We start from the raw sequence: 12,492 nt of genomic DNA, 5'->3' as shown, positions 1-12,492 counted from the left end.
GCGTCCGTTAGCGGACGCGCGATGCGGGATCAGCGCCGGCGCCGCCAGACCAGGCAGCGGTTGTGCGCCGGCATCGCGACATCGTCCTGCAGGCGCAGGCCGATGCGCGCAGCGAGCGCATCCACCGCTTCGAGATCGCGCAGCCCCGAGTGCGGATCGCGCGCGCGCAGCATCGCGTCGAAGTCGCGGTTGCTGTCGCTGGTGAAGGCGCCGCCTTCATTGAAGGGGCCGTAGACGACGAGTGTCGCGTCGTCGGCGAGCACGGTGTCGAGCCCGGCGAAGCAGGCCTCCACCGCGTCCCAGCCCATGATGTGCAGCGTGTTGGCGGTGAACGCGGCATCGAACCGTGCCGCGTCCACCGCCGGCACCGGCCAGGGCCCACGCGCGACGTCGAGATCCAGCGGCGCGGGCGCATTCGCCAGCGCGGCATCGGCGAGCCGCCGTGCCAGGCCCAGGTCCTGGCCCGCGCGGTCGGAACTCTGCCACTGCAGCCAGGGCATCGCCGCCGCGAAGTGCACCGCATGCTGGCCGGTCCCGCTGCCGATCTCGAGCACGTGCTGCCGGGTGGCGAACGCGGTGCTCAGCACGTCGAGGATCGGCGCGCGATTGCGCTCGCAGGCCGGTGACGCGGGCAGCGGCGGCGAATCCGGAAGACAGGTGGAGAGGGGCATCGTCATCGGCGCACCTTACGCGACCGCGGTCGATCAGTCGTGCGTGGCCGCGTCGTCGCGCCAGGCCGGGCCGCGGCGCAGCCGGATGGGCCCGATGGGCGGCAGGGCGGGATCGAGCACCGTATCGGCCTGCGTGATCACGAGGACACCATCGCCGGCCAGCTGGCGGGCGGCCGCGCGCACCTCGGGCATCGCGCGCCGCCAGTCGGCACCGCCGATGCGGCGCGCGACCTCGGACGGACAGATCGACGCGTCGCGGGCGCGCTGCGCGAGCAGCGCGCGGATCGCGTCGGCGATGCGCGCCGGGTCCGGCGGCACGCGGCTCAGGCCGGCTGCAGCAGCCGCAGACCGAACGCGTCGGTGCGGTCGTTCCAGCCGTGGGTCACGCGCAGACCCGCCCGCGCCGCGAGCTCGGCGAACGACGCGTCGGTGTACTTCTGGCTGATCTCGACGTGCAGCGCCTCGCCGGCTGCGAACGCGAAGCTCCGCGCGCCGATGGTCACCGTCTGTGCGCGGTCGCTGACGAGCGCGGTTTCGATGCGCATGCGCTCGCGGGAATACACCGCATGATGGTGGAAGCCGTCGAGATCGAAGTCACTGCCGATCTCGCGGTTGAGCCGCGCCAGCAGGTTCAGCGTGAACGCCGCGGTGACCCCGGCCAGATCGTTGTAGGCGGCCTCGATCATCGCCGGGTCCTTGTCGAGGTCGATGCCGATCAATGCGCAGCCGCCGTCGCCCATCGTGCCGCGCATCGAGGTCAGCAACTGGACGGCGTCGGCCTCGTCGAAATTGCCCAACGTGGAGCCCGGGAAAAACACCAGCGTGCGATGCGGCCGCTGCCCCGCCGCGGGCAAGGGAACGGTCCGGGTGAAATCGGCACAGACCGGCAGCATCTCGATGTCGGGAAACGACTGGCCGAGCCGGGTGACACTGTCCATCAGCGCGGTGCGCGAGATCTCGATTGGCGTGTAGGCCACCGTGTCCTCGAGGCCACCGAGCAACAGCTCGGTCTTGCGGCCACTGCCGCTGCCGAATTCCACGACGTGCAGTCGCGGACCGACCGCCTGGGCAATCGAGGGCATCGTCGATTCCAGCAGCGCCAGTTCGGTGCGGGTGAGGTAGTACTCGGGCTGGCGGGTGATGGCCTCGAATAGCCGCGAGCCTTCGGCATCGTAGAAATACTTCGACGGCAGCTGCCGCGGCGAGCGCGTCAGGCCGGCAATCGCATCGGCGGCGATGTCGTCGGGCTGCGGGCGCAGGTCGGTCAGGGCGGCGTGGGCCCGCGCGCGGGCGGTGGCGGCATTCATGCGGAATCCTTGGCAAGGCGCAGCCCGGCGAACTGCCAGCGCGCATCGGAGGGGAAGAAATTGCGGTAGCTGGCGCGGACGTGATCGGGGGGCGTGGCACAACTTCCGCCGCGCAGCACCCATTGCGCATCCATGAATTTGCCGTTGTATTCGCCCAGGGCGCCGGGCCACGGGCGGTAGCCGGGGTAAGCGGTATAGGCGCTCGACGTCCATTCCCAGACGTCGCCGAACATCTGCTGCAGGCCGGCACCGGCCGTCGAGGCACGCGGATGCAGATGGCCGGCGTCGGCGAAGTGGCCGTCGATTGCCAGTCCTGACGCGGCCTGCTCCCATTCGAACTCGGTCGGCAGGCGCGCCTCGGCCCAGCGGGCGTAGGCGTCGGCCTCGTAGTAGCTCAGATGACAGACGGGCGCGCCGGGCTCGAGTGCACGCCAGCCGGCGAGCGTGAATTCCTGCGCCGCATCGTCGTCCCAGTACAGGGGCCGTGCCCAGCCGTCCGACTGCACCCGCGCCCATCCGGCACTGAGCCAGAGGCCGGGGGTCCGGTAGCCGCCGTCCGCGATGAAGGCGCGGTATTCGGCGTTGCTGACCGGGCGACTGGCGAGCGCATGCGCAGGCACCAGCACACGATGCCGCGGCGATTCGTTGTCGTAGGCGAATCCGTCGGCGCCCGGCCAGCCGGGATGGCCGATTTCGCAGATCGATTCCTCGCGTGCCAGCCAGCGCAGCGGCGCGGCATCGCCTGTATCGGGTGCCGGCATCGCGTGATACGAGGGCGCCAGCGGATTGCTCCAGAACGCATGCTTGATGTCGGTGATCAGCAGCTCCTGGTGCTGCTGCTCGTGATGCAGGCCCAGCTCGACGACGTCGAGCCGATGGGCATCGAGCGTGCCCGCGCGCAGCCGCGCGCGCATGCGCTGCTCGATCTCGTCGCGATACCCGAGCACCTCCGCCAGCGTGGGCCGCGACAGCAGGCCACGACGCGGCCGCGCGTGCATCGGGCCGACGCTCTGGTAGTAGCTGTTGAACAGGTAGTCCCAGGCGGCATCGACAGGGCGGTACCCGGGATCCTCGGCCAGCACGAACCGTTCGAAGAACCAGGTGGTGTGCGCGAGATGCCACTTCGCAGGGCTCGCGTCTTCCATGCTCTGCACCATCGCGTCTTCGGCGGTGATCGGCGCAGCGAGGTGCGCGCTGTGGGCGCGGACGGTATCGAAACGGGTGGCCAGGGCCTCGACGCGCTCCGGTCGCGCGTCAGGAGCGTCAGCCGGACTGGGTGCGTGCGTCGCCATCGCGACAGGGTAGACCGCGTACGTGACGGCGCCGTTAGCCGCCGCGCCGCCGCACTCGCGCCTGCGGCATCTGGCTGAATGTTTCCGCAGCGCCGGCCGCTCGGCCGCTTGGATAACGGAATCTGCACGCGAATGACGACGCCGGGACTACGCACCGCGGTCGACACTGGTCACCAATCCCGCAAGGAGTGAACGCATGCGACAGATCGCTTTCCCGCTGATGGCCGCGATGGCCTTCGCGATGACCGCCTGCAGCAACGACACGCCGCCGAGCGATGTGCCGCCGACCGATACCGCGCCGATGACGCCTGCGCCGATGACCGATCCGGCGACCACCCCGCCGCCCGCGGATCCGACGATGCCGCCGCCGACCGACCCGATGGCGCCCCCGGCGACGGACCCGATGAATCCGAATCCGCCGATCGATCCGACGATGCCGCCGACCGATCCGATGGATCCGAAGACCCAGCCGCCGACCGACCCGACCACGACGCCGCCGGCGCAGACCTGATCCACAACGCGTTACCGACCTGACGCATAGACGTCGAGGTCACGTGCTCCCACCGGTTCGGCGCATGCGTGCTGCGTGCCCCTCTCTCTCTCCGACCGGTTCTTGCCGCCCGTCCCCCGACGGGCGGCTTTTTATTGCGTGCTGATGCGCTGGGCATCGGTCACTTCCATGCCCTACGGACGACGCGTCCGCACGGCCCCGCCGCAGCGCTCAGCGTGTGCCGTGCTCGGCCGTACGCGACGCATCGCTGCGTGCGCGGCGTGCGTGGAATTCGCTGTCGGGCTGCCACTGCGGCCAGGCAGCGGTGTTCGCGAGCGCGTGGGCCAGGCGGTAGACCGTGCGGGTGTCCGCGGTCGGCCCGGCCATGTCCCAGCTGGCATCGAAGGCATCGCCGGGCTGGTGGTAACGATGCGCAAAATAGTCGGCTCGCGCGGCCGTGCCGCCGGCGACGCCGCAGTCGAGCTGGTCCATGCCCGGGCCGATGGTGATCGCCGGCACTCCGGCCTGGGCGAAGGCGAAGTGGTCGGCACGGTAAAACAGGCCGGCCTCGAGATTCGGATCGGGTGAGCGGACCCGGCCGTCGACCGCCGCCGCGTCGGCGAGGTCGCGTTCCAGCGACACCCGGCCATCGCCCCAGGACGAGATGTCGCGCGTTTCGCCGTCCGGGCTCCACATCTCCATGTTGAGCACCGCCGCCGTGGTCTCGAGCGGGCGCAACGGATTGGCCGCGTAATAGGTGGCGCCGAGCAGGCCGTTCTCCTCGGCGGTCAGCGCGATGAACTGCAGCGTGCGCGCCGGGCGCGGACCGGCGGCGAACACGCGGCCGAGTTCGATCAGCGAGGCGATCGCGGTCGCGTTGTCGACCGCGCCGTTGATGATCGCGTCACCGCTCGCATCCGGCTGGCCGATGCCGAAGCTGTCCCAGTGGCCGGACAGCACCACGGTCTCGTCCGGGCGGGTCGCACCGGCGAGCACGCCGACCACGTTGTGGCTGATCACCCGGTCGCGCTGCACGCGGAACGCGATGTCGAGCGTCGCGTCGCCGAGCGCGTCGCCGCGGAAGCCCGCGGTCTGTGCCCGCCGCTTTTCGGCGTCGAAATCGAGGCCGGCATCGGCGAACAGCTGGCGCGCGACCGTGTGCTGCATCCAGCCACGCATCGGCAAGTGATGCGTGGCGGCGTCGGCGCGCACGATGTCGTACTGCGGCCCCGCGCGCCCGTTGCGCACCGTGGCCCAGGGATACGAGGCCGGCGCGGTCTCGTGCACGATCAGCACGCCGGCCGCGCCGCGCTTCGCGGCTTCCTCGTACTTGTAGGTCCAGCGGCCGTACAGGGTGAGCGCACGCCCGCCGAAGCGGCCGGGAACGTCGGCCTCGAAATCGGGATCGTTGATCAGCACCACGACCACCTTGCCGCGCACGTCGAGGCCGGCGTAGTCGTCCCAGTCGAGCTCCGGCGCGGTGATGCCGTAGCCGGCGAACACCAGCGGCGCGCCTGCCAGATCGACGCCACTGCCCGGATGCAGCGATTCCACCGCGATGTCGTCGCCGTTGGCGAGCGGCCGCGTGACGCCGCCGGCATGCACGCGTGCGGTCACCGGCCCCTCGATGCGGCTGCGTTCCAGCGTGACTGCCTGGGTCCAGCCGCCGGCGTCGCCGCCCGGCGACAGACCGGCCTCGGCGAACTGGCGGCTGATGTACTCGACGGTCAGGCGTTCGCCCTCGGTGGTCGGCGCACGGCCTTCGAATTCATCCGAGGCCAGGACCGAGAGATGGCGCGCGAGATGATCGGCGCGGATGCCGCCGCCGGGCAACGCAGGCGGCGCATCGGCCATCGCGGCGGCGGGCGGATCCGGCATCGCCCACGGCGAGGCACACGCGGCCAGACACAGCGCGAGCGGAATGGACAGCGACAGGGGACGGCGCATCGGAGCCTCCGGTGAAGGGGTTCCGCATCATGCCGCAACTGGTCGCTCCCACCGGCAGCGGCTACAGTGGCCGCGGTCCCCACTTCCAGGAGCATGCGATGCCCCGCCCCCTCAGCCCGCTGTCCCGCGCCCTGTTCGCCGCGGCCCTGGTTCCGGTATTCGCACTGGCAGCCTGTGCGCCCGAACACGATGACGCGTTCGAAGAGGAGCCGCCCGCGAGCGGCGTCGCCGATGCCGACACCGGCGCCGGCAGCGCGATCGAAACCGAATCCGCACAGACCGAGATCGGCGAATCCGGCAATGCGCCGATGACGCCGGATGCCCCCGGCGCCGCCGTCACCCCGTGTGACACCGAGGCGGTGCAGGGCCTGATCGGCCAGGCCGGCAGCGAAGCGGTCTACGCCAAGGCGATGCAGGAAGCCGGCGCGCAGTCGTATCGCGCCCTCGGCCCCAACGATGCCGCGACGATGGATTTCCGCGAAGACCGCCTGAACATCGATCTCGACGCCGGCGGCACGATCACCGGCTTCCGCTGCGGCTGACGCCTCCTCCCGACCGCGCCGCGCGCGGTCGGGCAGGGTCTCGATCGTGCGACGCGTGCCGGTGTACGCCGGCTGCGATTCTCGGCGTGTGCCCCACGCATCTCAGGCACGGCGCTCGTCACCGTCTGATGCCGGCGTCCCCAAGTTGGCTCGTGCGGCTCGCGCACAGCGGATCGGCATCGACGCCGACATCGGTAGCGCGGACGCCCATCGCCGTGCCGGCGCCCCGCCGGATGGCGACGATCGAAACGCAGTATCCGGGTGATGCTGGTGCCAATGGACCAGGGCGCATGTCGAGCCAGACCCGCGTCGCAGTCAGCGCGCGCGCCGCGCGCCGCGATCGACTGGCGTGATCGCGGTTCCAGTTCTGCACATCCATGCCGCCGATGGGGCCATTCAAGTGGGCCACCTAGGGTCGCTCCGGGGTGATCCGACGCGCGCGGCGCGCCAGGCTGGTGGCCTGTCCTAGCGCCCGGGTGCCTGCCATGACCGCGATCGACTCTCTCTCCTCCACGAACAGCCTGTCGTCGACGGGGCGCGAGGCGCCGCCCGCCGGGCGCACGCACACCATCGACTACGGCGACACCGTGTCGGCAGTCGCCCAGCGCTACGGCGTCGATGTCGGCAGCCTGCTGTCGGCCAATCCGCAGATCCGCAATCCGGACGTGGTCTATCCGGGCGACACCGTGCAGATCCCCAGCGCCGGCGCGGTATCGGTGCGGTCCGGCGACACGCTGTCGGGCATCGCGGTGGCCAACGGCACCAGCGTGCAGGCGCTGCTCGCGGCCAATCCGCAGATCCGCAATCCAGACCAGATCCAGATCGGCCAGACGATCGCGCTGCCCGGTGCAGGCGCGCCGGCGCCGTCCGCGCCATCGACACCGCCTTCCACCGCGCCGACGGTCCCCGGTATCGACGCCGCGCCGCCGGCCGCCAACGACGTCGATCACCGCCTGGGCCAGCTGTCGGAGCAGTACGAGACCGGCGGCCGCGGTCCGGGCACCGTATCGACCGGCCAGGGCGACCCGGGCGGCGTGTCCTATGGCAGCTACCAGCTCGCGACCAACCGCGGCCGGCCGCAGGAGTTCCTGGCCAACGAAGGCAGCGCGTGGGCGGCCGAGTTCGGCGGCGCCGCGCCGGGCACGCAAGGCTTCAGCGCGATCTGGCGCGAGATCGCCGCGCGCGAGCCGCAGGCCTTCGCCGATGCACAGCACGCCTTCATCCAGCGCACGCATCACGACGTGCAGGCGGCGCGCGTCGAGACCAACACCGGCCTCGACGTGGCCACCCGTTCGAACGCCGTGCAGGACGCGGTCTGGTCGACGGCCGTGCAGCTCGGCCCGACCACGAACGCGATCACCAATGCGGTCCGCAACGTCGCCGCGCAGGGCGTGACGCCCGAGGACGGCGTGGCCTACGACCGGGCGTTGATCGATGCGATCTACACCGAGCGCGGCCGCCGCGGCCCGGACGGCAACCTGGTGTACTTCAGCAGCTCGCCGGCCTCGACCCAGGCCAGTGTCGCCAATCGCTTCGTCGAGGAACGGGCCGACGCGCTGGCGATGCTGGATGCCGCGCAGTGATGCCGCGGCCACACGGCCCTCGCTAAGCTCGGGCTTTCCGAGGGAGATGCCGATGACCGCATATCCGATGCGCCGTAGCCTGCGTCTGGCAGGCGCCTGTCTGGTAATCGCCGTCGCGGCCTGCCAGGCCGCGGCGCCCGACCCGGCCACCACGCCGACCACCGTCGAGCCGGTCGCGAGCGCCGCACCGGCGACGACGCCCGCGGCCTCTGCCGCGTCGCCGGCAGGGCGTTACGAGGCGACGTCGCCGGCGCCCGCCACGCTGGCGCTGTCGGACGCAGGCGACGGCCAGTGGCATATCGCACTCCGCGGTGGCGCGGTGCCCAATGGCGCCGCGACTGCCGCCGACTGCGAGCTCGAGGCACGTGGTCCGCTCGCGGACGGCCGGATCGCCGCCGACGTGGTGCCGTTCGAGGGCACGCTGAATTCGCTGACCGAGGCCGATCTGGCACGCGAACCGGCGACCGTGACGATCGTGCTCAACGGCGACGTCGCGACGGTCGAGACCGATTACGCGCAGTGCGCGATGGGCGCCGATCTGGCCGGCACCTACCGGCGGGTCGCGACATCCTGATCGCAGCCAGCGCCCGGCGCCGGCTTGCCTGACGATCCGCCGGGGCGACCCTTGGACGTTTCGGTCGCGCTCGAACACGACAGCACGACAGCACGCGCACCGCGACCGTCCAGGCGCGGCGCGCGGTGGGTGCCGACTTCAGTGGGGTGCGCAGCCAAGCCTGCACGCCCTGATTTCGGCCCGGTGCACCTGCGTGATCACAAGATCGGCCCCACGAACCGGCGGCCGGATCGGCCGTACACGCGCTCGCAAGTGCGGCCGGCGCGATGCCGGACGCATGTTCGGCGAGGGCCGCCACCCTCGCCGGCCCCTGTTGGCGGATCGCCACGCCCGCTCGCGAGCGGCGCACGGCGTCGCACCCGTCAGTTCGACGTGTTGCCGCGCAGTGCGCCGAGGATGCGCTGGCCGGCACGCCCATCGTCGGGCGACAGGCCGAGGCGACGCTGCTCGGCCTGGATCGCACGCCGCGTCGCGGTGCCGATCATGCCGTCGACCTCGCCGATGTCGTGGCCGCGCGCGAGCAGCAGTGTCTGCAGTTCGCGGCGCTGGACGCGTGACAGGCCCGGATCATCCGTCGGCCACGGCGTCTTCAGCCCGCCGCCGCCGCGCAGCCGGTCGGCGAGCGTCGCGATCGCCAGCGCGTAGCTCTCGGCCGCGTTGTAGGAATAGATCGCGTCGTAGTTGCGAAACACGATGAAGGCCGGGCCGCGTACGCCGGTCGGCACGATCACTGCCGCGCGCGCGTCACCCGACGGCAGCGCGCCGCCATCGGCACGGGCGATGCCGCGCGCCGTCCAGTCGGCCACGGTGCGGCGACTGGTGCGACCTGCCTGGGCGACCTCGAAGCCTGCAGGCAGCGTCACTTCGTAACCCCAGGGGCGTCCCGTCTGCCAGCCGCCGCGCTTGAGATAGTTCGCGGTCGAGGCCAGTGCATCGGGAATGCTGCCGACCAGATCGCGGCGGCCGTCGCCGTCGAAGTCGACCGCGATGCGTGCATAGGTGCTCGGCATGAACTGGGTGTGCCCGAACGCGCCGGCCCACGAGCCGGTGGTGTGCGGGTCGCGCAGATCGCCGTCGTGCAGCAGCTTGAGCAGCGCGACGAATTCGCTGCGGAAGAAGGCCTGGCGCCGCCCGTTGCAGGCCAGCGTCGCCAGCGAGACGCGCAGCGGCCGCTTGCCGGAGATGCGGCCGTAATCGCTTTCCACACCCCAGACCGCGACCACGGTTTCGGCATCCACGCCGTATTGGGCCGACACGCGCGCGAGCAGGTCGCGATGTTCGGCGAGCATCGCGCGGCCCTCGCTGACGCGCTGCTCGTCGACCAGGCCCGCGAGGTAATCCCACAGCGGCGTGGTGAACTCGGGTTGCGAGTCGAGTAGCGGCAGCACGCTCATGTCCGGCTGCAGATCGCCGGTGAGGCGGGCGAAGGCGTCGGCCGGGATGCCCTGCTTCGCCGCATCGCCGCGGATGCCGTCGAGGCAGCGCGCGAACGCGGCCGGATCGGCCGGCGGCGGCGCGGTCTGCGCCGCGGCCACCCCGGCGAACGTCATCAACGCGGACAAGGCGAGACGGTGGGCGCGGTGCGTCATGCGGGGGCTTCCTGGAGATCGGCCGCTCACTGTGCCTGAGGTCGCGTGCATCGCGGGCATCGCCGGCCGGCCGCTTTCATGACGCGGTCAGACGCGCGCGCGGCGATGCGTCCGCGCGCGGCGGCGGTTCGCCTGCGGCGTGTGCCGGAGTCCGATGCCGCGGTGGCTGCGTCGGCGTGGTCCGGACGACGTGGGCGCGTCACGATGGAGGTGAGCGACGGGTACGACCGCGCGCGGGCGACGCGGACGCTGCGCTCTGCAGACGGGCGCTGCACGGCGCCACGCGGCCGTCGACGGCTTGGCTCAGTCCACGTCGCCGTCGACATAGCGCCAATGCCCGTCCTCGCGCGCGAAGCGGCTGTGCTCGCGCATGCGCACGACGCTGCCACCACCGATGCGATACCGCGCCACGAATGCGACCTCGGCATGCTCGGCGTCGAGCGTGCGAGCGGACTTGACCTCGAGACCCAGCCACACCGGCTGCGGCCCATCGAAATCGATGACGGACGGACGTGTGTGGCTGTGCCAGCTCGTGCGCAGATAGTCCGCGTCGCGGCGCACGTAGGCGCAATAACGCGAGCGCATCAAGGCCTCGGCATCCGGGGCCGGCGCACCGGCATGCAGCGGGCCGCAGCACGCGGCATACGACTGCGGGCGGCCGCAGGGACAGGCAGAGGCGTCGGAGACCGATGACATGCCGTCAGTGTGCCTGCACGCGGATGTGCGTGCGATGCGTGCGGTCGCCCGTGCAAGCCCCCGGCAGCGCCCGCCCGCGGCGGTGACTCTCAAAGCTGCACCGTGGTGCGGGCCTCCAGTCGGGACGGCGCTCACGCTCACCTGCAGTCGCGACCTTGGTCGCCCGCAGGATGTCGTGCGGTCGTCAGCATTGCGCGAGTCGCGCGCGAGCGCGCTCCTACATCGGCCTCAACGATGCCGCTGTTGGCGGCGGCGCCCGCCCGCGGCGGTCGACGCTCGAAGCTGCGCCGTGATGCAGGCCTCCGGTCGCGACGGCGCGTACGCTCACCTGCAGGCGCGACCTTGGTCGTTTGCAGGATGTCGTGCGGTCGTCAGCGTTGCGCGAATCGCGCGCGAGCGCGCTCCTACACCGGCCTCAACGATGCCGCTGCTGGCGGCGGCGGCGTCCGGTCGCGACGGCGCTCATGCTCACCTGCAAGCGCGACCTTGGTCGCGCGCAGGATGTCGTGCGGTCGTCAGCGTTGCGCGATTCGCGCGCGAGCGCGCTCCGACAAAGGTGTCGGCCATGTGCCCCTACGAGGCGGCTGTTCTGGCGGCGCTGCCGCCTGCGGCGGTCGACACTCACAGACGCGCCATCCGTTCGACCGCCGATCGTGGCGGCGCCACGCCCACCTGTTGGCGCGACCTTGTCGGGATGCCGGACGAGGTGTGGTCGTCGCCGTGCCACGATTCGCGCGCGAGCGCGCTCCTACAGGCACGTCCACGGAGCCTCTGCGGATATCGGCTGTGTACGAAACGCGTGGCGTCTTCGAGGGCGTCAGCGATACATGCGGGCATCCTGTAGGAGCGACCTTGGTCGCGATGCCGGCCGTCCCGTGACCGTTCCCGTGCCGTGAATCGCGCGAGAGCGGCGCCGGCATCCGTTGCCGCATGACACGTCTCGTTCACCGCACGTGGGATCGAGCGCCTCAGACCCAACCGCGGGCGGCGAGCGACACCGCCGCACCGTCGCCGACGACGAAGTGGTCCAGCAGCCGCACGTCGACCAGCGCCAGCGCCTGCCGGATCTGCGCCGTGACCGCGCGGTCGGCGCTGCTGGGTTCGCGACTGCCGCTGGGATGGTTGTGGCCGACGATCACGGCCGCGGCGTTGTGCGCCAGCGCGCGGCGCACGATCTCGCGCGGATGCACCTCGGCGCCGTCGATCGTGCCGCGGAACAGTTCTTCGAATGCGAGGGCGCGGTGGCGCGTATCGAGGAACAGCACCGCGAACACCTCGTGCGCGAACCCGCGCAGGCGCTGGGAGAAATACCGGCCCGCGGCGGCCGGATCGGTCATCGCCTCACCGCGCGCGAGGTCCGCGGCGAGCACGCGATTTCCGAGTTCCAGTGCCGCCGCGAGCCGGCAGGCACGCGCGGGGCCGAGACCGGGCAGCTCGGCCAGCAGCCGCGGCTCGCGTTCAAGCAGGGTCCGCAGCGGCCCGTGCGCGGCCAGCAGCTGGCGCGCGGTCGCGACCGCATCCTGGCCGCGCAGGCCGGAACCGAGAAAGATCGCGAGCAGTTCGGCGTCCGACAGGGCCGGTGCGCCGCGGCCGAGCAGCTTTTCGCGCGGGCGTTCGTCGGTGGGCCAGTCGCGAATGTGCATGACACCTCGTAGGTCGGCCGGCGCCGGGAGCGCCGCGACAGGGGAAGGGCGCAGCACGCCCGGGGCCGGCCGGACGTCCATTTCAGCCCGTTCTGGCCCGGCACGGCTGCCGGCCGGCGGCGCGGGTTCGGGTAAGCTGTCGACCGGTTTTCCCGTAG

13 protein-coding genes are annotated in these 12,492 nt (G+C 71.6%); 4 read left to right on the top strand and 9 right to left on the bottom strand.

Annotated elements, in window-relative coordinates:
- Window positions 1-29: 29 nt before the first annotated feature.
- From ACF3M1_RS00505 to egtB, 4 genes are read right to left on the bottom strand one after another with little or no spacing between them, the layout of a single operon-like run.
- Entirely contained in the window at window positions 30-671 is a 642-nt protein-coding gene (locus ACF3M1_RS00505) for a DUF938 domain-containing protein (RefSeq protein ID WP_394005319.1), read from the bottom strand.
- 33 nt (window positions 672-704) lie between these two features.
- Complete coding sequence (locus ACF3M1_RS00500) at window positions 705-989, bottom strand: DUF3253 domain-containing protein (RefSeq protein ID WP_394002912.1); 285 nt, start codon at window positions 987-989, stop codon at window positions 705-707.
- 5 nt (window positions 990-994) lie between these two features.
- The gene (gene egtD / locus ACF3M1_RS00495; protein WP_394002910.1) at window positions 995-1,978 is read right to left on the bottom strand and encodes an L-histidine N(alpha)-methyltransferase; all 984 of its coding nucleotides are present in this window, start codon (window positions 1,976-1,978) and stop codon (window positions 995-997) included.
- Window positions 1,975-3,270, bottom strand: coding sequence for an ergothioneine biosynthesis protein EgtB (gene egtB / locus ACF3M1_RS00490; protein WP_394002908.1), 1,296 nt, complete (start codon window positions 3,268-3,270; stop codon window positions 1,975-1,977). The genes egtD and egtB overlap by 4 nt, the downstream gene beginning before the upstream one ends.
- Before the next feature lie 196 nt (window positions 3,271-3,466).
- On the opposite strand from egtB, the gene ACF3M1_RS00485 reads away from it, so the two are divergent.
- Entirely contained in the window at window positions 3,467-3,781 is a 315-nt protein-coding gene (locus ACF3M1_RS00485; RefSeq protein WP_394002906.1) for a hypothetical protein, read from the top strand.
- 210 nt (window positions 3,782-3,991) lie between these two features.
- Here ACF3M1_RS00485 and ACF3M1_RS00480 read toward each other — a convergent pair whose 3' ends face one another.
- A complete protein-coding gene (locus ACF3M1_RS00480; protein WP_394005318.1) occupies window positions 3,992-5,638 on the bottom strand; it encodes a M28 family metallopeptidase in 1,647 nt (548 codons plus the stop codon).
- Window positions 5,639-5,805: 167 nt separating this feature from the next.
- Here ACF3M1_RS00480 and ACF3M1_RS00475 point away from each other — a divergent pair, with 167 nt between their 5' ends.
- Window positions 5,806-6,249: an I78 family peptidase inhibitor gene (locus ACF3M1_RS00475; RefSeq protein ID WP_394002904.1), complete on the top strand. Its 444-nt coding sequence runs from the start codon at window positions 5,806-5,808 to the stop codon at window positions 6,247-6,249.
- Between the two features lie 118 nt (window positions 6,250-6,367).
- On the opposite strand, the gene ACF3M1_RS00470 is transcribed toward ACF3M1_RS00475, so the two are convergent.
- A complete protein-coding gene (locus ACF3M1_RS00470) occupies window positions 6,368-6,649 on the bottom strand; it encodes a hypothetical protein (protein WP_394002903.1) in 282 nt (93 codons plus the stop codon).
- Window positions 6,650-6,734: 85 nt separating this feature from the next.
- Between ACF3M1_RS00470 and ACF3M1_RS00465 the strand changes: the two genes are divergently transcribed.
- Both ACF3M1_RS00465 and ACF3M1_RS00460 read left to right on the top strand, forming a co-directional pair.
- Window positions 6,735-7,832, top strand: coding sequence for a LysM peptidoglycan-binding domain-containing protein (locus ACF3M1_RS00465; RefSeq protein WP_394002901.1), 1,098 nt, complete (start codon window positions 6,735-6,737; stop codon window positions 7,830-7,832).
- A gap of 52 nt (window positions 7,833-7,884) precedes the next feature.
- On the top strand, window positions 7,885-8,406 hold the full coding sequence (locus ACF3M1_RS00460) for a hypothetical protein (RefSeq protein WP_394002899.1): 522 nt from the start codon (window positions 7,885-7,887) through the stop codon (window positions 8,404-8,406).
- 362 nt (window positions 8,407-8,768) lie between these two features.
- Here the strand turns inward: ACF3M1_RS00460 and ACF3M1_RS00455 are convergent, their stop codons facing one another.
- From ACF3M1_RS00455 to radC, 3 genes are all read right to left on the bottom strand, one after another.
- The gene (locus ACF3M1_RS00455; RefSeq protein WP_394002897.1) at window positions 8,769-9,995 is read right to left on the bottom strand and encodes a lytic murein transglycosylase; all 1,227 of its coding nucleotides are present in this window, start codon (window positions 9,993-9,995) and stop codon (window positions 8,769-8,771) included.
- Window positions 9,996-10,298: 303 nt separating this feature from the next.
- The gene (locus tag ACF3M1_RS00450) at window positions 10,299-10,691 is read right to left on the bottom strand and encodes a YchJ family protein (RefSeq protein ID WP_394002895.1); all 393 of its coding nucleotides are present in this window, start codon (window positions 10,689-10,691) and stop codon (window positions 10,299-10,301) included.
- A 968-nt stretch (window positions 10,692-11,659) separates the two neighbouring features.
- Window positions 11,660-12,334, bottom strand: coding sequence for a DNA repair protein RadC (radC, locus tag ACF3M1_RS00445; protein WP_394002893.1), 675 nt, complete (start codon window positions 12,332-12,334; stop codon window positions 11,660-11,662).
- Window positions 12,335-12,492 lie beyond the last annotated feature (158 nt).

Source organism: Luteimonas sp. WGS1318, assembly GCF_043187535.1.
Taxonomy (GTDB): Bacteria; Pseudomonadota; Gammaproteobacteria; order Xanthomonadales; family Xanthomonadaceae; genus Luteimonas.
This window is presented reverse-complemented; position numbering and strand designations above follow the sequence as displayed.

What these genes read in the sequence shown, in the direction of transcription:
- ACF3M1_RS00480 (WP_394005318.1), bottom strand. Translation starts at nt 5,638, where the DNA reads ATGCCGGATCCGCCCGCCGCCGCGATGGCCGATGCGCCGCCTGCGTTG.
- radC (WP_394002893.1), bottom strand. Translation starts at nt 12,334, where the DNA reads ATGCACATTCGCGACTGGCCCACCGACGAACGCCCGCGCGAAAAGCTG.
- ACF3M1_RS00475 (WP_394002904.1), top strand. Translation starts at nt 5,806, where the DNA reads ATGCCCCGCCCCCTCAGCCCGCTGTCCCGCGCCCTGTTCGCCGCGGCC.
- ACF3M1_RS00455 (WP_394002897.1), bottom strand. Translation starts at nt 9,995, where the DNA reads ATGACGCACCGCGCCCACCGTCTCGCCTTGTCCGCGTTGATGACGTTC.
- ACF3M1_RS00465 (WP_394002901.1), top strand. Translation starts at nt 6,735, where the DNA reads ATGACCGCGATCGACTCTCTCTCCTCCACGAACAGCCTGTCGTCGACG.
- ACF3M1_RS00485 (WP_394002906.1), top strand. Translation starts at nt 3,467, where the DNA reads ATGCGACAGATCGCTTTCCCGCTGATGGCCGCGATGGCCTTCGCGATG.
- egtB (WP_394002908.1), bottom strand. Translation starts at nt 3,270, where the DNA reads ATGGCGACGCACGCACCCAGTCCGGCTGACGCTCCTGACGCGCGACCG.
- ACF3M1_RS00450 (WP_394002895.1), bottom strand. Translation starts at nt 10,691, where the DNA reads ATGTCATCGGTCTCCGACGCCTCTGCCTGTCCCTGCGGCCGCCCGCAG.
- ACF3M1_RS00505 (WP_394005319.1), bottom strand. Translation starts at nt 671, where the DNA reads ATGCCCCTCTCCACCTGTCTTCCGGATTCGCCGCCGCTGCCCGCGTCA.
- egtD (WP_394002910.1), bottom strand. Translation starts at nt 1,978, where the DNA reads ATGAATGCCGCCACCGCCCGCGCGCGGGCCCACGCCGCCCTGACCGAC.
- ACF3M1_RS00460 (WP_394002899.1), top strand. Translation starts at nt 7,885, where the DNA reads ATGACCGCATATCCGATGCGCCGTAGCCTGCGTCTGGCAGGCGCCTGT.